The 18,133-nt window shown below is 33.5% G+C and carries 17 protein-coding genes; 3 read left to right on the top strand and 14 right to left on the bottom strand.

Annotated elements, in window-relative coordinates; translation table 11 throughout:
• Positions 1–59 precede the first annotated feature (59 nt).
• Positions 60–971, top strand: a complete 912-nt coding sequence (locus DB895_RS04560; protein WP_116724179.1) for a bifunctional metallophosphatase/5'-nucleotidase — start codon at positions 60–62, stop codon at positions 969–971.
• Here DB895_RS04560 and ligA read toward each other — a convergent pair.
• From ligA to rpsF, 7 genes are all read right to left on the bottom strand, one after another.
• Positions 968–2,974: an NAD-dependent DNA ligase LigA gene (ligA, locus tag DB895_RS04565; RefSeq protein WP_116724180.1), complete on the bottom strand. Its 2,007-nt coding sequence runs from the start codon at positions 2,972–2,974 to the stop codon at positions 968–970. The genes DB895_RS04560 and ligA overlap by 4 nt on opposite strands.
• 184 nt (positions 2,975–3,158) lie before the next feature.
• A complete protein-coding gene (locus DB895_RS04570) occupies positions 3,159–5,063 on the bottom strand; it encodes an ATP-dependent DNA helicase (protein ID WP_116724181.1) in 1,905 nt (634 codons plus the stop codon).
• Between the two features lie 69 nt (positions 5,064–5,132).
• Positions 5,133–5,873, bottom strand: coding sequence for an FRG domain-containing protein (locus tag DB895_RS04575; RefSeq protein ID WP_116724182.1), 741 nt, complete (start codon positions 5,871–5,873; stop codon positions 5,133–5,135).
• Positions 5,874–6,108: 235 nt separating this feature from the next.
• A complete protein-coding gene (locus DB895_RS04580) occupies positions 6,109–6,582 on the bottom strand; it encodes a DUF6495 family protein (protein ID WP_116724183.1) in 474 nt (157 codons plus the stop codon).
• 121 nt (positions 6,583–6,703) lie between these two features.
• On the bottom strand, positions 6,704–7,147 hold the full coding sequence (gene rplI / locus DB895_RS04585; protein WP_116724184.1) for a 50S ribosomal protein L9: 444 nt from the start codon (positions 7,145–7,147) through the stop codon (positions 6,704–6,706).
• Between the two features lie 13 nt (positions 7,148–7,160).
• Positions 7,161–7,457 (bottom strand): 30S ribosomal protein S18, encoded by a 297-nt coding sequence (rpsR, locus tag DB895_RS04590; protein ID WP_007138295.1) that lies wholly within the window; start codon positions 7,455–7,457, stop codon positions 7,161–7,163.
• A 5-nt stretch (positions 7,458–7,462) separates the two neighbouring features.
• The gene (rpsF, locus tag DB895_RS04595; protein WP_116724185.1) at positions 7,463–7,804 is read right to left on the bottom strand and encodes a 30S ribosomal protein S6; all 342 of its coding nucleotides are present in this window, start codon (positions 7,802–7,804) and stop codon (positions 7,463–7,465) included.
• Positions 7,805–7,969: 165 nt separating this feature from the next.
• On the opposite strand from rpsF, the gene DB895_RS04600 reads away from it, so the two are divergent.
• Complete coding sequence (locus DB895_RS04600) at positions 7,970–8,665, top strand: LytR/AlgR family response regulator transcription factor (RefSeq protein WP_116724186.1); 696 nt, start codon at positions 7,970–7,972, stop codon at positions 8,663–8,665.
• Here DB895_RS04600 and priA read toward each other — a convergent pair.
• The 6 genes from priA to DB895_RS04630 form a co-directional block, all read right to left on the bottom strand.
• Positions 8,662–11,142 (bottom strand): replication restart helicase PriA, encoded by a 2,481-nt coding sequence (gene priA, locus DB895_RS04605; RefSeq protein ID WP_116724187.1) that lies wholly within the window; start codon positions 11,140–11,142, stop codon positions 8,662–8,664. The two genes, DB895_RS04600 and priA, sit on opposite strands and share 4 nt — an antisense overlap.
• A gap of 72 nt (positions 11,143–11,214) precedes the next feature.
• Positions 11,215–11,658: a DUF2147 domain-containing protein gene (locus DB895_RS04610; RefSeq protein ID WP_116724188.1), complete on the bottom strand. Its 444-nt coding sequence runs from the start codon at positions 11,656–11,658 to the stop codon at positions 11,215–11,217.
• An 18-nt stretch (positions 11,659–11,676) separates the two neighbouring features.
• Positions 11,677–12,105, bottom strand: coding sequence for a DUF2147 domain-containing protein (locus DB895_RS04615; protein ID WP_116724189.1), 429 nt, complete (start codon positions 12,103–12,105; stop codon positions 11,677–11,679).
• 165 nt (positions 12,106–12,270) lie between these two features.
• Positions 12,271–13,194 (bottom strand): YihY/virulence factor BrkB family protein, encoded by a 924-nt coding sequence (locus DB895_RS04620; RefSeq protein WP_116724190.1) that lies wholly within the window; start codon positions 13,192–13,194, stop codon positions 12,271–12,273.
• Positions 13,195–13,237: 43 nt separating this feature from the next.
• On the bottom strand, positions 13,238–14,095 hold the full coding sequence (gene nadC, locus DB895_RS04625) for a carboxylating nicotinate-nucleotide diphosphorylase (RefSeq protein ID WP_116724191.1): 858 nt from the start codon (positions 14,093–14,095) through the stop codon (positions 13,238–13,240).
• 170 nt (positions 14,096–14,265) lie between these two features.
• A complete protein-coding gene (locus DB895_RS04630; RefSeq protein ID WP_116724192.1) occupies positions 14,266–15,648 on the bottom strand; it encodes a T9SS type A sorting domain-containing protein in 1,383 nt (460 codons plus the stop codon).
• Positions 15,649–15,885: 237 nt separating this feature from the next.
• Between DB895_RS04630 and DB895_RS04635 the strand changes: the two genes are divergently transcribed.
• Entirely contained in the window at positions 15,886–16,311 is a 426-nt protein-coding gene (locus DB895_RS04635; protein WP_116724193.1) for a BLUF domain-containing protein, read from the top strand.
• A gap of 48 nt (positions 16,312–16,359) precedes the next feature.
• On the opposite strand, the gene DB895_RS04640 is transcribed toward DB895_RS04635, so the two are convergent.
• Positions 16,360–17,976, bottom strand: coding sequence for an ABC-F family ATP-binding cassette domain-containing protein (locus DB895_RS04640; protein WP_116724194.1), 1,617 nt, complete (start codon positions 17,974–17,976; stop codon positions 16,360–16,362).
• Positions 17,977–18,133: the final 157 nt, after the last annotated feature.

The following is an 18,133-nucleotide window of genomic DNA, read 5'->3' on the forward strand; positions in this document are numbered from 1 at the left end:
TAAAGGCGAAAGCGGGAAATAGCTTCAAAAAAAAAATAAAAACAGAATATTATCTACATATGAAAAGAAGAGATTTTATACAAAAAACAGCCGCAAGTACAGCATTAGTTGGACTAGGGTTGTCGTTTAGCAGTTTTGAATCGGCTAAAACTAGCCATTTAACAGTGCTTCATACCAATGACGTTCACAGTTATATAGATCCGTTTCCTCCTAATCATCCGAAAAATCCCAATATGGGCGGTGTGGCCAGAAGAGCGGCTTTGATTGACAGCATTCGACAGGAAAACTCAAATGTTTTATTGCTAGACGCTGGCGATATTTTTCAGGGAACTCCCTACTTTAATTATTATGGTGGAGAATTAGAACTAAAGCTGATGAGTATGATGAAATATGACTTGGCAACACTAGGCAACCACGATTTTGACAATGGGATTGACGGATTTTATTCGCAAATGCACAATGCCAATTTCGATTTTGTCTCTGCCAATTATAATTTTGACAATACCGTCCTCCATGGAATTGTAAAACCATATAAAATATTTTACAAAAATGGAATTAAAATCGGTGTTTTTGGTCTTGGCGTGGAATTAGCCGGATTGGTGGACAAGAAAAATTACAAAGAAACGGTATATTCAAATCCAGTGGAAGCTTCCCAGGACATGGTTCGGATTTTAAAACAAGAACAGAAATGCGATTTGATTATTTGCTTATCCCACATTGGCTACCAATATAAAAATGAGCCCGATAAAATTTGCGATTTGAAATTGGCAGCACTTACCAAAGACATTGATTTAATCATTGGCGGACACACGCATACTTTTTTAGACAAACCAACTATTGTAAAAAATGCTGACGGCAAAGATGTTTTGGTAAATCAGGCGGGATGTTATGGTGTTAATTTAGGGAGAATCGATTTTTATTTTGACAATGATAAATCGAAAATCGCTAACGGGAAATCAATTATTGTTTAATTTTCATTAATCATTTTTATAAAATCATCCTCAGATATAATCGCCACTTTCAATTGGTTCGCTTTTTCTAATTTGGCGGGTCCCATGTTTTCTCCGGCAACCACATAATCGGTTTTAGCAGAAATGGAACTTCCCACTTTTCCGCCATTGTCTTCTATGGCTTTTTTTAAATCGTCTCGGGAAAATTTTGAAAAAACGCCAGAAACCACAAAGGTTTTTCCAGAAAGTTTATCGGTAGCATTTGGATTTATTTTTTCTGAAATTTCAAATTGAACTCCGTAACTTTTCAATCTTTCAACAATAATTCTGTTCTCCTGATTCTCAAAAAAATCAATCACGCTTTGCGCAATTCGTTCGCCAATTTCATCTACTAAAATCAAATCCATCATAGTGGCTTTACTCAAAGCATCTATGTTTTTGTAATGTTTGGCTAATTTCTTAGCGACGGTTTCTCCAACAAACCGAATTCCCAAAGCAAACAACAAGTTTTCAAAAGGAATACTTTTAGATTTTTCTACACCTTTCACTAAATTTTCCGCCGATTTCTGTGCCATTCTCTCCAAAGGCAAAATCTGTTCGACCGTCAATTCATACAAATCGGCATAATTACGAACCAATCCATTATTATAGAGTAAGGCAACCGTTTCTCCGCCAAGTCCTTCAATATCCATGGCTTTTCTGGAAATGAAATGCTGGATTCGTCCAATGATTTGTGGTGGACAACCGTAAAAATTCGGGCAATAATGATTGGCTTCCCCTTCAGAGCGCACCAATTCGGCTTGACATTCGGGGCAATGTGTAATGTATTTTGTAGGCTCCGTATTTTCGGGGCGTTTGCTCAAGTCAACCTCAATAATTTTAGGAATAATTTCACCGCCTTTTTCCACAAAAACGGTATCGCCAATACGAATATCCAGTTTCTCGATTTGATCGGCATTGTGCAAAGAAGCACGTTTAACAACTGTTCCTGCTAATTGCACCGGCTCTAAATTAGCAACAGGCGTAATGGCGCCGGTTCTTCCGACTTGATAGGAAATCGAAACGAGTTTGGTGGAAACCTGTTCCGATTTGAATTTGTACGCTATCGCCCAACGTGGTGATTTGGCCGTAAAACCCAATTCATCCTGATAATGGAAAGAATTTACTTTCACCACCACACCATCGGTTTCGTAAGGCAAGGTGTGTCTGTGTGTATCCCAATAATCAATATATTGAAAAACTTCATCCAAATTATGGGCAAGTTTTGCTTCTTTAGGTGCTTTAAAACCCCATTTTCTGGCTGTTTCCAATCCTTCAAATTGGGTATTGAAAGACAAATTGTTTCCAATCAAAAAATACAACAAACAGTCTAAAGGTCTCTTGGCGACTTCGGCACTATCCTGTAATTTTAAACTTCCAGAAGCAGTATTTCTGGGATTGGAATACGGTATTTCGCCAATTTCAATCAATTCCTGGTTCATTTTTTCGAAACCTGCAAAAGGCAAAATGATTTCCCCCCGAATATCAAATTTTTCAGGATAATCTTTTCCGTTCAATTGTAAAGGGATTGATTTTATGGTCTTGATGTTGTTGGTCACGTCATCTCCCTGAAAACCATCGCCACGGGTTACAGCACGTTTCAGCTTTCCGTTTTCGTATGTGATACTTATGGACGCACCGTCATACTTCAATTCGCAGGTATATTCTAAGGGAACATTCCCGAGAACTTTCTGAATTCGGTTTTCCCAATCGATTAAATCTTCCTTAGAATAGGAATTATCCAAAGAATACATTCTATGTTGATGAGGAACAGTTTGGAAATTTTTTGTTATCGTTCCCCCTACTCGTTGTGTAGGTGAATTTTCATCGAAATATTCGGGATATTTTTTTTCTAAGTCTTCAAGTTGTTTTAGTTTTTGGTCAAATTCATAATCAGAAATTGTCGGCGTATCCAACACATAATAATTGTGATTGTGAACATTGAGTTCTTCTCTTAATTTTTGGATGGTTTGTTGAATATCCATAGAAAATAAAATTGGCTATTTTAGATTTTAAAAAAAGTACTAAAATAACCAATTTAATGAAATTAAAGTTATAATTACAATCAATTTTAAGCTTTTACCTAAATAATATAGAAGAGTAATCCTTATAAATCATGCAGGGATTTTAGTTTTTTGGGGCATTTCAAATGCCCGTTAGTGTCATAAATTATTTCTTTCCTATTAATTTATGATACCATTTTAATTTCCTAAGCCTCTCTATTTCTTTTTTATTCCTGTTTTCTGTTTCTTCCAATTCAGCAATTTTAAAACTTTGTTCTTCTGCTGTCTTTATATAATCAATGATTAACTTATCAACTTTTAGATTGTCATCAATAAGAGTTACGATTCTAGTTCTATGATTTTCGTTGGACGTTTCGAGTTTCTTATTATTGCTAAGCAAAACTTTAAATTCGCTATTCTGTTGACTATTCTTTATTTGTTCTAGGAGTAATTTTGTTTCTAATTCTACATTTATATATTCCAGTTCTTCATATTTTTTAATATAGGAAACAAGTTTGGAAGCTGTGATTATAAAATACTTCTTGAACGTTTCTGTTTCAATATCATTTCTAAATTTTAGTACTTTGACAAAATTGCTATATGCTTCACTAAAATTGAACGTTTTTATATCTTCACGAATTCTTCTATAAAAATAATCAGCTTTACCAGAATTTAATTCTTGAACTATTAGAGTACTTGGCGTTTCTGATTTGGCAAATTCAAGTACTTTATTATTTGTACTTATTTTATTTCTTGGAATTTGTGATTTCAATACGAGTCCACTAAATGAAGTACAACGACTTAAAGCAACATAAACTTGACCATCTTCAAATGCAGAACCTAAATCAGCGTAAACTCGTTCAAATGTCAAGCCTTGACTTTTATGTACAGTTATAGCCCAAGCTAATCTTAATGGATATTGTGTGAAAGTTCCAATTGTTGTTTCTTCGATTTTACGCTTTTCTTTATTCCAAATATATTGTATATTATTCCAAGATGTTTTTTCTATTTGAACTTTGTTTTCGTCCGAAAATTCTACAATTATTTTGTTGTCTTCAAGTGATGAAATTTTTCCAATTTTCCCATTGAAATATCTTTTAATTCCGCCTGAATCATTTTTCAAAATCATTACTTGTGCACCGATTTTCAAATGTAAATTCTGTTCAGTTGGTAACACAAAAGTTCCTTTACTATCTTTTGGAAATATTCCTGTAACTTCTCCTTCAAAAATCTTAGTTTCACTTTTTAATTCATCTAATTTTGTCGCATTCGTTTGGTTTACTTGAGCGTTTGTTGTTGAAAGAATTATATGATTATCAATTCCATTAGATGAAAAAGTTGGATTATATTTTTTATTTAAATCGTTAAGTTCTATTTCATTTATTTGATTTACCCTTATTTTGTTTAATAAATCAATAAACTCTTGTTCTTTTTGTCTGTATATTTTTTTAAGTTCAATATAAATTGGTTTATTTTCAGCAACAATCTTTGAGCTAAAAAAGAATGGACTTTCATAATAATTTTTTAGAATTTCCCATTGAGCAAAATCTGCAATAGGAGGAAGCTGAAAAGTATCTCCAATTAAAATAACTTGTACGCCACCAAATGGTAAAAATGGTTTTTTTCTAAAGACTCTTAATATTTTATCAATAACATCAAGTGTATCGCATCTTACCATTGAAATTTCATCAATAATTAGAAGTTCGAGTTGTTCGATAATTATCTTCTTGTCATCTTTGTATTTAAAAGTGCTGTAAATTGTTGTATTGTCTAAATCTCCAAGTTCTTTACTTGTTCTTAATCTTTTGTCATTTACTACAAATGGACCAAAAGGTAAATGAAAAAAGGAATGAATTGTTTGTCCACCAGCATTTATTGCAGCGACTCCAGTTGGAGCTAATATCACAGTGTTTTTAGATGTATTGCTTTTTAATGACTTTAAAAAAGTTGTTTTTCCAGTTCCTGCTTTTCCAGTTAAATAAACGAGTTTATCAGTATGCTTTACAAATTCAGAAGCATAATTAAATTCTACATTATTTTCGTCTAATTCTATATTGTCGATTGTTGTCATTTTCTTGTTTTTCAGGATTTTCTAGATGCTTACCAATAACTTGTTTTTAAAATTATTTAAATTATACAATCAAGCATAATTTTCATTCAATGCTTTACAAATTTTATCTAAAGTCTTATCCGAAGCATTGGTAACTGGCATTGCAGGCATATCTAAATCAACATTTGAAGCAATTTTTTTCCAAATTCCACCAACTGCATCTTTAAGGATAATTATTTGTGTCAAATGGTCTGAATAAAAAGAGTTTAAATTTAATGGATTGGTAATGTCTTGAAATGGTTGTTTTAAAAAAAATCCTCCTTGTATAAATTTTCTTTTATAATACGTTGATTCAATATAAGGCGTAAATTGAATAATTGAAGGCGTTGTAATTTGATTGAAATTAATTGTTTTTTCTGGTATACTAATTTGTTTAATTTTTGATTTGTTTAGAATCCAAATAGTCGTGTAATCTATATTTTTAGCTTCAAAATCATAAATTGCAAATTCAATTGCAATATCCAAAGAATTAGACCAATCCATCAAACTACTTGCTAACCCATGCTCACGAGCAGCAATTCTAATTTCCCATTCTAAATTATCGCCTTCTTTAAATTTATATTTTAAATGTGAATATTTTTTAAAGCCCTCCAATAACAAATATTCTTTTACAACTAAATCTTCATAAGTACTATAAGAACATTTTTGAACAATTGAAGGAATTAAATCGTTAGTAGTTCCTCTATATAAAATTTCATCATTAAAATTACACTTCAAATCAAACGTGATTTTTGTTATTTCATCATAGCTAGAGGCACAATATACTTTCATAATTTAAATATTTTAAAATCAGTTTGGCAACTAAAATTAGTCAAATGTAATCCCTAAAAAATTGATTTACAACAAAAAGAAACTACTCTTCAAGAATTTTATTTATAATATAGCATTAACGCATTTAGAATAAAAAAACAGGCAATTTGCCTGTTTAGTTTATAAAATCATTTCAATATTAGGGGTTAAAAATTCCAAAAGAAGAATAACCAATTTAAAAGAAATAATAATAGAATTACGATTCAATAATTGAATTTATTTGTTGGTACAATTGTCCGTCACTCAAAAAAGAGCCTTGTTGTATCAATCCAAAAATGGACGAATTGCGCTCTTCGGTAAATTCTTTTTTGCCCACTTTCATTTCTATGCTATCGGTAAACATGTTGTCGCTCAACCATTGCAAGCCTTCCTTGGTCAGAAAATCGGTTTCGGGAACCAATGATTTCAATACAATCGATTTTACATGCGAATCAAAACACTGAAAAAGGAAAATATGGTTTTTAGAAAAATGCTCTAAATATTCGGCTCTGTCCAAAACGCCTTCCCAAATCAAATCGGAAAAAACATCCAATTCTTGCTCAGCGACTTCTGGTTTTTCTGTTTTTATTTTGTCCCATTCCGCCTTATCTATGGCTTGAGTCGATAGAAAATTGATGAATTCTGGGTGCAATTCTTCAAATTGCTCTTTGGTTAGTCTGGAGTATTTCATTATAGATAATTAGATTTTTAGACTGTTAGATTTTTACTCCCTCTCCTTTGGAGAGGGTTGGGGTGAGGATAAACAAAAAAATCCCGACTTTCATCGGGATTTAAATATTTAAATTTAGAAATTATGCTTTTTCAGCAACAATTTCATACGCTAATTCAATAACCACATCTCTGTGTAATCTCACGTTGGCAGTATATTTACCGGTACGTTTTACGATTCCGCTTGTGATAAATTTTCTGTCAATCACTTGACCACCTTTAGCTAAAGCTTCAGCAATGTCAATATTAGTGATAGAACCGAATAATTTTTCACCACCTGCTTTTGCAGAGATTTTAATTTCAATAGCTTTTAAAGTTTCAGCCAATGCTTTTGCATCGTTTACCACTTTTGCTTCTTTGTGCGCTCTTTGTTTAAGATTTTCAGCTAAAACTTTTTTTGCAGAAGGTGTAGCCAATTGAGCATGCCCTTGAGGAATTAAAAAGTTACGACCGTAACCTGCTTTCACAGATACCACATCGTCTTTGAAGCCTACATTTTGTACGTCTTTTTTTAATATAATTTCCATAGTTGCTTCTTTATTATTTTAGTAAATCAGCCACATATGGCATTAACGCTAAATGTCTCGCTCTTTTCACGGCAACGGACACTTTTCTTTGGTATTTCAATGAAGTTCCAGTTAAACGACGTGGTAAAATTTTACCTTGTTCGTTTACGAATTTCAATAAGAAGTCTGCATCTTTGTAATCAATATATTTGATTCCAGATTTTTTGAAACGACAATACTTTTTAGTTTTGTTGGTTTCGATGTTCAAAGGAGTAAGATATCTGATATCTCCGTCTTTTTTTCCTGAAGCGGATTGTTGTAGAGTTGCCATAATGATTACGCTTTTGCTGCTTTTAATTTAGTTCTTCTTCTTTCTGCCCAAGAAATAGCGTGTTTATCTAAACTTACAGTCAAGAAACGCATTACTCTTTCGTCACGTCTAAATTCAGTTTCAAAAGCAATAAGAACTTCTCCTGCTACTTTGAATTCGAACAAATGGTAAAAACCACTTTTCTTGTTTTGGATTTCGTAAGCCATTTTTTTAAGACCCCAATCCTCTTTTGATACCATTTCTGCTCCTCTGGACGTAAGAAATTCTTCGAATTTGCTCACTGTTTCCTTTACCTGAACTTCAGATAAAACGGGATTTAAAATGAAAACAGTTTCATAATGATTCATAAATATTATATTTATTTGTTATTTTTTGCAAAATTAGATATTTTTTTAAAACAAACAAGTAAAAAATACCTTTATTCGTTGTACAGCAAAAAAAATCGATAAAGTTTAGTTTTTTTTGAAAAAAAAACCTATTTTCGTGTGACCAAATCTAAAAAATTAATTATTATGAAACTAAATTGTGTTGTTGTTGATGACAGTTCCATTCAGAGGATGACCATCACAAAACTAGTGAATAATCATGCGAATTTACATTTAATTGGTGATTTTTCTAATGCAATTGAAGCAAAAAATTGCATGAAGGTTCATGACGTAGACCTGATATTTCTAGATGTTGAAATGCCTGTCATTAGCGGTTTTGAGTTTTTAGATGGTTTAAAAGTAAAGCCTCAAATTATTTTCATAACATCTAAATCAGAATACGCTTTAAAAGCATTTGATTATGACGCAACAGACTACCTACAAAAACCGATTACTCTTGATCGTTTTAATGCTTCCGTAAAACGTGCCATTGATTTTCATTTACTTAAAAAAGAAAATCAAGAAGAAGATGGTGAACATATATTTATTAAGAGCAATCTTAAAAAACTAAAAGTATTTACTTCTAAAATAAAATGGATTGAAGCGTTTGGCGATTACGTTAAAGTTGTTACCGAAGAAGACAGCAACTTGGTACTCTCCACGATGAAATCTTTTGAGAATGATTTGTCGAAAGATAAATTCATTAGAGTGCACAAGTCCTACATTATCAATATTGACAAAGTAGAACGGTTCAACAGTAAATTTGCAGAAATTGGAATAACCAAAATACCTTTAAGCAGAAATAAGAAAGAAGACCTTATTCGCGCTCTTGCAATTAATTAATAAAAATCTACATTCACGGCGACCTTTATGACCCTGAATTGGGATACAGAATCAAAACTGTCCAGCATTTTTCGGATGGTTTTTTTTGTGCCCTGCAACGAGTGATTTTGAGGGATTTTTACCATTATCGTTCGAATATATTCATTTCTAATACGGCTGATTGATGGCTCTTCCGGACCCAAAACCGGTAAGTTCAAATTTTGTTGCATTACTTGATACAACCACATCGCACCTTCCTTAAGTTTCTCAAAATCACGATGTTTCAAAGTGAGTTTCACTAATCTGAAATAAGGTGGATATTTGTAAATTTGCCGTTCGTATAATTGTTCCTTATACATCCCTACATAATCATTATTGGTAACTTGCTGGATCGTGTTGTGATTCGGGTTATAAGTCTGAATAATCACTTTTCCTCGTTTTTCTGAACGTCCCGAGCGTCCGGAAACTTGGGTCATCATTTGGAAACTTCTTTCAAAAGCCCGAAAATCAGGATGATATAACATATTGTCGGCATTCATAATTCCGACTAGGCTAACGTTATCAAAATCCAACCCTTTGGCGAGCATCTGTGTCCCAACCAAAACATCAATTTCCCTATTTTTGAAACTATCAATGATTTTCTCGAATCCAAATTTGCCTCTCGTGGTGTCCTGATCCATTCTTCCGATTTTAGTATCCGGAAAAAGAGCAACCAATTCTTGCTGAATTTGTTCCGTACCGAAACCTTTGGTCGTAAGGTGTGGACTGGAACAGGCATGACAGCTCGTTGGATTTGCCATCGAATAGCCACAATAGTGACAACGCAATTGGTTTTTGTGCTTGTGGTACGTCAAACTCACGTCGCATTGCTGGCATTGTGGCACATGCCCACAAGTCATACATTCTACTACGGGCGAAAAACCCCTACGGTTTTGAAATAGAATTACTTGTTCCCCTAAGGATAAGGCAGTGGTAATTTCTTCAATTAATGTATCACTGAAATGACCTGACATTTTCTTGCGGAAATATTTGTCTTTCAAATCAACTAATTCAATATCGGGCATCATTACGTTTCCAAATCGTTCCGAAATTTCCACCAAGCCATATTTCCCAGATTGGGCATTGAAATACGTTTCAATACTTGGCGTTGCTGATCCCAAAAGTACCTTGGCTTTATGAGAATTCGCTAAAACTATCGCCGCATCACGGGCATGGTATCTTGGTGAAGGATCTTGTTGCTTAAATGTTTGTTCGTGTTCTTCGTCAACAATGATTAACCCTAAATTAGAAAAAGGCAAAAATAAAGCCGACCTTGCCCCAATCACAATTTGACTTTTTTCGGAATTTTCCATGACCTGCTTCCAGACCTCCACCCGTTCGTTATTATTGAACTTTGAGTGAAAAACCGCCACTTTATTTCCGAAATATTCTCGCAATCTTTCAACTAATTGTGTTGTGAGTGCAATTTCCGGCAGTAAATACAAAACTTGTTTTCCTATTGCTATATAGTCCTCAATGAGTTTGATGTAAATTTCCGTTTTTCCGCTAGATGTAACTCCATGCAACAGGCAGACTTCTTTACTATCAAAATTGTTTTTAATCTCCTCAAAAGCATTTCCCTGCGCTTCACTTAATTTCAAGGATTCTTCTTTCATTTTTCCCTGAAAATTGATACGGTCTTCCTGAATATAATATTCCTCAAAAATTTCTTTATCAATCAAGGCTTTTACTATTGCCATGGTAGATTCAGCTGCTTCTATCAGTTTTTTTACCGCAATGGGTTTAGCTCCGCTACGTTCGGCTTCGCCTCGGGTCTTATTGGAGGCAATTAATTGGAAATACCTTAATATGATTTCTTTTTGTTTATTGGCACTTTTTAGCGTTTCGAGTAATTCGCTTAATCCCTGATTGGATTCATATTTGGAGTGCAAGCGGATGTAACGAATTAATTTTGGTTTATAGGTTTCTAAGATTTCTTCTTGCAAAACCAATATATTTTTGTCTATTAGTTTTTGAACAACGGGGAAAATATTTTTTTTATTGAGAATGGACATAATATCCTGAACTTTCAAAGATGATTGTTGCAACAATGCCTGGTAAATCAAAAACTCATCATCAGAAAGTTTGCTTTCATCAATAAACTCATTTGTTTTTTTGGAAATGATAGTTTCACTTTCCAGAAGCAAAGCACTTGGCATAGCTCCACGATACACATCACCAATCGCACACATATAATAGGATGCAATCCATTGCCAGTGCGCAATTTGAATTTCGTTTACAACGGGTATTTCATCGAGAATTTGATGTATTTCTTTGGCATCGTATAATGTAGGTTGGTTTTGATGTGTTTGAATTGCTAATGCCGTGTAGATTTTACTTTTACCAAAAGGCACTGCCAATCGCATTCCAATCTTAATATAATGGAATTCGGTTTCCGAAATACTATAGGTAAAGGTTTTAGCAAGTGAGAGCGGTAAAATTACTTCAACAAAATACATTTTAGATTTAGGAATTTAGGTTTACGAATTAGATTCTTTATGTAATTTTCTTTTTGCAGTAAACTAAATCCCTTAGTTCTGATTGTTTTTGACTCTTTGCCAATATTGAGTTCTTCCAAAAAAAGAAATCCCGAGGTATCCCCTAACCTTTATATTATCCTGATCTATTAAAGTAATATCACAATTATATAACCTTCCACTTTCTGGATCCAAAATATCGCCATCGGAATACTGGTTTTCGTTTTTTTGTAATCCTTTAATGACTACCAAGCCAAGAAAGGGCTTGTTTTTGTCTTCACCAGAACAGTTTTCGCACAAAAGACTGCGGCTTTTAGGGTTAGAAATCTCACAGACTTTTCCGTAGATTTTATTGTTTTCTTCATAAATTTCCACAACAGAAATGATTTTCCCCGTTTCTTCGTGAATACTATTCCATTTTCCAATAATAGTCTTATTTTGCGCATAAAAAACCATCGAAAACAATGACACTAAAATACATAAGATACGATTTTTCATAGTTTAAATTTTAAAGATCTAGACCTTAGTTTTATACCAATATTGCGTTCTTCCAAACAATGAAATTCCAATATAACCACGAACTTTTAATTTGCCACTTCCTTCAAGAGTAATGAAACATTTGTATAATTTTCCGTTTTTAGGGTCTAAAATTTTTCCGGAATTGTATTGGTTTCCGTCTTTTGAAAGCCCTTTTATGATTGTCATCCCAAGGATGGGTTTGTTTTTATCATCTCCGGAGCAATTGCTGCAAACGCTATTTTTATGCTTAACATCTAAAATCTCGATTACTTTTCCATAAATTTTTCCTGATTTCTCATATATTTCTACGACTGATTTAGCTTGGCCAGTTTCATCATCAATAGTCTTCCATTTCCCTATGACACCTTGCCCTTGTATCTGGAAAATTGTTAAAATCAATAGCAATATTGTAAATATATTTTTCATGCTTGCATATTTTTGAGCCCCGATTGCTTTATTTGACTTTATTGGAAAGAAGTTAAATAAATTATATTTTAGTCAATTAACTTATATAGTATGAACAAAGATAGAGCAAAAAGCGTGACTATTGACAACCAAATTCTCCTAACCGCTCCATGACTTGCCATAGCATTAAACCGAATTTTTCATTTTTAATTTATTAATGGACGCATTCAATTCGAATCCTAAAAGTAAAATCATACAGTTTATCCAAATGTAAAACATCATGATTAACAAAGTCCCTATTGATCCATAAAGCTCATTGTATTTAGAGAATCGAATAACCCAAATCCCGAAAATATAGGATGATAAAATGATGAGAATAGTTGTAAATACGGATCCTATTGATATGAATGCCCTATTTTTGTCATGTTTAGTCCCAAATTTGAAAAGAATGGATGTCGTAGTGAGAATCATTAAAATTACAAACACATATCGCCCTAAAATAATGAGCGGAATTCGATCACTTAGTACATCCTGAATAATTGTTTTCTGGATAAAAACTTCAAAAACAACAATTATGGCCACCGTTAACAATAACAGCACTGACAGTAATAATGACATCCCGAGAGCGACTAAGTATTGATGTAAAAACCCTCTTTTAACAAGTACATGGCGGGAAGATTCAAAGCCTCCTAGAATTCCGTTCAATCCATTTGCCATCAGGAAAATAGATAATAAAAAACCCGTAGATAGCAATCCGGAATGACTATTATTAAGAATGTCATTTATGATTTTATAGATTGCATCATAAGTATTTGGGGGAACTCCTTCTTTTACAAACTGTAAAAAATCCAACTGAAATCCTTCTATAGGAATATAGGGAATTAGATTTAAAATGAATAACGCAAAAGGGAATAATGCCATGAAAAAACTAAATGCAACGGCACTGGCATGATACGTCAAAGCATTTTCTATAATTCCGAAAATATATAACTCTAATAAATCATAGAGAGATAGTCCCTGCAGCCACGGCAATTTTATCCGTTTTAGAACACGGGCAAGATTCCTTAGTATTGGAATTTTTTCTATTCTATTTTCTATCTCTATTGACATTATTTTATTTTATCGTTTAGGGATTATCGTTTTTATTACTAAATCAAATTGCTTTTAAACTTAAATCCATGTTGTAAATTGAATGTGTCAAAGCTCCTGAAGAAATGTAATTGACCCCGCATTCTGCATAAAGCCGAATGGTATCTTCATTAATATTCCCTGATGATTCTGTCTGGCACTTATTACCAATTAGCGTTACTGCTTGTCGCGTATCTTCATAATTGAAATTGTCAATTAAAATTCTATAAATCCCTTCACTTTGCAAGATTTCTTTAATTTCGTCCAGATTTCTTGCTTCAACAATAATTTTCAAATCGAGGTTATTTTCTTTTAAAAATGCTTTAGATTTGGCTATTGCCAATGTAATACCACCAGAAAAATCGATATGATTGTCCTTAAGCATAATCATATCATACAATGCAAAACGGTGATTTTCGCCACCTCCAATTTTGACTGCCCATTTTTCGCAGGCACGAAATCCCGGGGTAGTTTTTCTAGTATCCAATATTTTGGTTGTAGTGCCTTCAAGAAATTTGACATAACCGTTCGTTTTGGTTGCTATTGCAGACATGCGTTGCATGGAATTAAGTACCAATCGTTCTGCTTTAAGGATAGATTGAGAACTTCCCGAGACGTTAAAAACAACGTCTCCATATTTTACTGGAGTACCATCATTTATGAAGGTTTCTATTAATAGATTTGCATCTACTTCATGGAAAATCATTTTGGCAAATTCGACTCCTGCAATGATGCCTTCATCTTTAACCAACAGTTTTGCCTTTCCTTTTGCCGAACTAGGAATACAGGCTAATGAACTGTAATCTCCGGCTCCTACATCTTCTCGGATAGCATTTTGAATAATGATTTGTAACTCGTTTTGAAACTGTGCTTCGGTAATCATTTTTTATGGGAATTTATGAAATGCTAAAGTAAGATTTATTTCTAGGATTTAAAAATTTGAGCGTTTGTTAATTTGGCACTGTGCCCATTGATTTCATGGCGGTATATTTCAAAAAAAAAAAGGAACTGAATTAGCTTCAGTTCCTTTTTTGCAATAATTCCAAAAAACTTTTATTCTTTTATGAATTGTAAAGTTTTAGATGAATTTCCTTTTACTATTTTAATGAAATAAATTCCTTTGCTATATGAGGTGGTGTTCACATTTAAATCGGTAATTGAACCTATTTTTTTGTTTCCAACCATTTGCCCCAAACTGTTGTACACCGTAAACCCATCTGGCAATTCCGATTGTGAAACAGCAATATTTAATATATTCTTAGCAGGATTTGGATACAATTGAATTTTATTCAAAAATTCATATTTATCAGTTGCCAATGGAGCCAAACAAGCGTCAGACGTTTTCAAATCTTTTCTTCTAGGAGAATTATTCATTACCGCAGTAATCCTGTCTTTTTGATTTAAAGTAAAAATATTCATGCAAGCATCCGGAGAATAATCCATGTAATTTTCTGGCATATCATTTCCAGGTTTAGATGTACACGTATTAAAAGTACCACAATCATAATGTTCCCAACCTGCTTGAGGAGTATCTGCGCAGTAATCTGTTGCAGTACAATCAGGAGAATTACTTGCTTCGTTACCATTTCCGTCCCCCCAAATGTGCAATAACCCGAAGCAATGTCCAATTTCATGACTAGCGGTTCTTCCTTTATCATAAGGCTCATTTACAGCAAAAGCGGGAACAATATCTGATGTGCCAAAAGCCCTATAATCAATAACCAATCCATCGGTATTTGCAGCTTCTCCGTCTAATCCTGACAATCCCGTTAGACCTGAAGTTGCGGGAAATTGAGCGTATCCTAAAGTACCATTCATTTCTGCGCTTGAAGTATCCGAAAAATATACCGTCCAAATATTAAAATATTTAGTTGGATCCCATTGCGTGGCCGCTTTCATGGCTTCAGTAGAAGTCATAGTGGCATATTGGGCCGTAGTCTTTTTTACACGATCAATTCCATTAGTTGCAGTTCCGTCCGGCTTTCTTTGTGCCATACAGAATTCTATTCCTAAGTCGGCGCCAACCGGGTTTGAATTTTCACCTGGGGTACCAGCCATCTTCCTAAAATCTTGGTTTAGTACCGTAATTTGTGACAATGCCTGCTCGTCCGAAATATTTTCATTTTTACCAATTGCGTCACCATTATGAATGATGTGTATAACAATTGGGATGGTAATTACGGTAGCTGCTCTTTGAACTGATTGCTGATTTTTAAGCTCTTGAATTTTTGGGGCAATCCAATTTTCAAACTCCTCTTTTGTAGCTCTCTTGGGATTGTTGGCTCTTAAGTATTGTTCATATTCTGTCGATGCACAACGCACTTTCCCGGATGGAGTTCTTTTAGTTAAACTAATGCTATTTTGGCTGATAGCAGAACTGGCTATGCTCAATAACAACATTAAAAGCAACCTTTTTAAAGTAATGTTTTTTTTCATGATTGGTTTTTCAAAATTTGTTTAATCTGGAATGATTCGTTTTTTTTTATAGAGAAATGGAATCGTTTTAAATATCATTTACATAAACCCTTCTTCCATAAAAAAATCAGGCTACAAAAATAATACTATTTTTATCATTTTTTCATATATATTGAAAATTTAATAAAATAAAAGCATAAAAATCGTACAATTAATTTTTAATTTTGTAATATTGATTTCAATTAATTGATAATCATCATGCATCGAATTATATATTTAAGCTCTGCCATAAAACCCCTTTCTGCGGAAAAAATTGATTCCCTTTTAAAACAAGCTCGGAAATTTAATTTAGAAAACAACATTACAGGTGTCTTATTGTATCTCGAAGGAAATTTTCTTCAGGTGATAGAAGGTCCATCAAAATCAATAATCAGTCTTTTTGAAAGGATAAAAAAAGACAAGCGACACACGGGAATATTAACTGTTTGTAATGACGTGATTTACGAAAAACAATTTCCCGATTGGTCTATGGGATTTAGCCCTATAGTATATAAAAAATTACAAAAAACTATTGGCCTTGAAACCTTCAACAGAAAAGAGTTAATTAACTTAGCTGATAATACTGCAATAGGATTCATAAACACATTTATAAATTCACATCGGGATAAAATTATGTTTGTTTAATCTATTAAAAACTGCTTTTATTTTCAGAACTTTAAAAAGAAGCTGTCTTTAAGAGTACATTTTCACTCTCAAATCCTGCACTTTTTCATCATCTAAATAATCATCAAAAGTCATGTATCGATCGATTGCCCCTTTTGGAGTTAATTCAATTACTCTATTACCAACCGTTTGTGCAAACTCATGATCGTGGGTCGTAAAAATCACCGATCCTTTAAAATTTTTCAGTGAATTGTTGAAAGCCGTAATCGATTCCAGATCCAAGTGATTTGTTGGTTCATCCAACATCAATATATTAGCGCGCTCCATCATCATTCTAGACAACATACATCGTACTTTTTCCCCACCAGATAAAACTCGACTGGTTTTCAATGCTTCTTCACCAGAGAAAATCATTTTCCCTAAGAACCCACGGATAAAAACTTCTTCCCGTTCTTCTTCTGTTTTTGACCATTGACGTAACCAATCTACTAATGAATAATCATTTTCAAAAAAGGAATGATTATCAACTGGTAAATACGCTTGATTTGTGGTAATTCCCCAATCATAAGTACCCGAATCTGGTTTTTGGTTACCGTTTAAAATCTCATAAAAAGCGGTAGTTGCACGAGAATCTTTAGAGAAAAGTACAATTTTATCGCCTTTGGCCATGTTCAAATCGACATTGGTAAACAAGGTTTCCCCTTCAGTAGAAGCACTTAAATTTTGCACATTCAATATTTGGTCACCTGCCTCGCGTTCCTGATCAAAAATAATCGCAGGATAACGGCGGCTTGATGGCTTAATTTCTGAAATATTCAATCTACTAATCATCTTTTTTCGAGAAGTAGCTTGCTTAGATTTGGCCACATTTGCACTAAAACGACGAATAAATTCTTCCAATTCCTGTTTCTTTTCCTCCGCTTTTTTGTTTTGTTGTGCACGTTGTTTTGCCGCCAACTGACTGGATTCATACCAGAAAGTATAGTTTCCGGAATAATGATTTATTTTTCCAAAATCGATATCTGAAATATGGGTACAAACGGCATCTAAAAAGTGACGGTCGTGTGAAACCACAATAACTGTATTTTCATAATTGGCAAGGAAATTTTCTAACCAGGCAATGGTTTCAAAATCCAAATCATTGGTAGGCTCATCCATTATCAACAAATCGGGGTTGCCAAAAAGTGCTTGAGCCAAGAGTACGCGAACTTTTAGTTTCCCGTCCAAATCACCCATTAAGGTGTAATGATTGTCTTCGGTAATTCCTAAATTAGAGAGCAAAGCCGCGGCGTTAGAATCGGCATTCCAGCCATTCATCTCTTCAAATTGTACTTGCAACTCCCCAATTCTATCCGCATTCTCATCTGTATAATCTAAATAGAGCGCATCCATTTCCGTTTTAACGGAAAACAATACTTTATTTCCCATCATAACGGTTTCTAAAACCGTATACTCATCAAATATGTTGTGATTTTGATTTAAAACGGACATTCTTTTTCCAGGCTCCAAATGTATGTGTCCTGAAGTTGGGTCAATATCTCCGGCTATTATCTTTAAAAAAGTAGATTTTCCAGCTCCGTTAGCTCCAATAACTCCGTAAATATTTCCATGCGTGAAGGTTGTGTTTACTTCGTCGAATAATATTCTTTTGCCAAACTGAACCGATAAATTATTTACTGTTAACATGAATTCCTGATTTTATAAAATTTTTGCAAAAGTAGCAAAAATACTGCACTTATTGCCCTGATTATACCACAATTTAAGAGCGATTTATTTAACTATGCATTAACAGTAATATCCAAACCAACTAAATATTTTTGTGAACAAGCTATCTTCACAATGC

The organism is Flavobacterium psychrotolerans (genome assembly GCF_003097635.1).
GTDB lineage: Bacteria > Bacteroidota > Bacteroidia > Flavobacteriales > Flavobacteriaceae > Flavobacterium > Flavobacterium psychrotolerans.

Coding starts and splice junctions, on each gene's coding strand:
- DB895_RS04560 (WP_116724179.1), top strand. CDS start 60: ATGAAAAGAAGAGATTTTATACAAAAAACAGCCGCAAGTACAGCATTA.
- ligA (WP_116724180.1), bottom strand. CDS start 2,974: ATGGATATTCAACAAACCATCCAAAAATTAAGAGAAGAACTCAATGTT.
- DB895_RS04570 (WP_116724181.1), bottom strand. CDS start 5,063: ATGACAACAATCGACAATATAGAATTAGACGAAAATAATGTAGAATTT.
- DB895_RS04575 (WP_116724182.1), bottom strand. CDS start 5,873: ATGAAAGTATATTGTGCCTCTAGCTATGATGAAATAACAAAAATCACG.
- DB895_RS04580 (WP_116724183.1), bottom strand. CDS start 6,582: ATGAAATACTCCAGACTAACCAAAGAGCAATTTGAAGAATTGCACCCA.
- rplI (WP_116724184.1), bottom strand. CDS start 7,147: ATGGAAATTATATTAAAAAAAGACGTACAAAATGTAGGCTTCAAAGAC.
- rpsR (WP_007138295.1), bottom strand. CDS start 7,457: ATGGCAACTCTACAACAATCCGCTTCAGGAAAAAAAGACGGAGATATC.
- rpsF (WP_116724185.1), bottom strand. CDS start 7,804: ATGAATCATTATGAAACTGTTTTCATTTTAAATCCCGTTTTATCTGAA.
- DB895_RS04600 (WP_116724186.1), top strand. CDS start 7,970: ATGAAACTAAATTGTGTTGTTGTTGATGACAGTTCCATTCAGAGGATG.
- priA (WP_116724187.1), bottom strand. CDS start 11,142: ATGTATTTTGTTGAAGTAATTTTACCGCTCTCACTTGCTAAAACCTTT.
- DB895_RS04610 (WP_116724188.1), bottom strand. CDS start 11,658: ATGAAAAATCGTATCTTATGTATTTTAGTGTCATTGTTTTCGATGGTT.
- DB895_RS04615 (WP_116724189.1), bottom strand. CDS start 12,105: ATGAAAAATATATTTACAATATTGCTATTGATTTTAACAATTTTCCAG.
- DB895_RS04620 (WP_116724190.1), bottom strand. CDS start 13,194: ATGTCAATAGAGATAGAAAATAGAATAGAAAAAATTCCAATACTAAGG.
- nadC (WP_116724191.1), bottom strand. CDS start 14,095: ATGATTACCGAAGCACAGTTTCAAAACGAGTTACAAATCATTATTCAA.
- DB895_RS04630 (WP_116724192.1), bottom strand. CDS start 15,648: ATGAAAAAAAACATTACTTTAAAAAGGTTGCTTTTAATGTTGTTATTG.
- DB895_RS04635 (WP_116724193.1), top strand. CDS start 15,886: ATGCATCGAATTATATATTTAAGCTCTGCCATAAAACCCCTTTCTGCG.
- DB895_RS04640 (WP_116724194.1), bottom strand. CDS start 17,976: ATGTTAACAGTAAATAATTTATCGGTTCAGTTTGGCAAAAGAATATTA.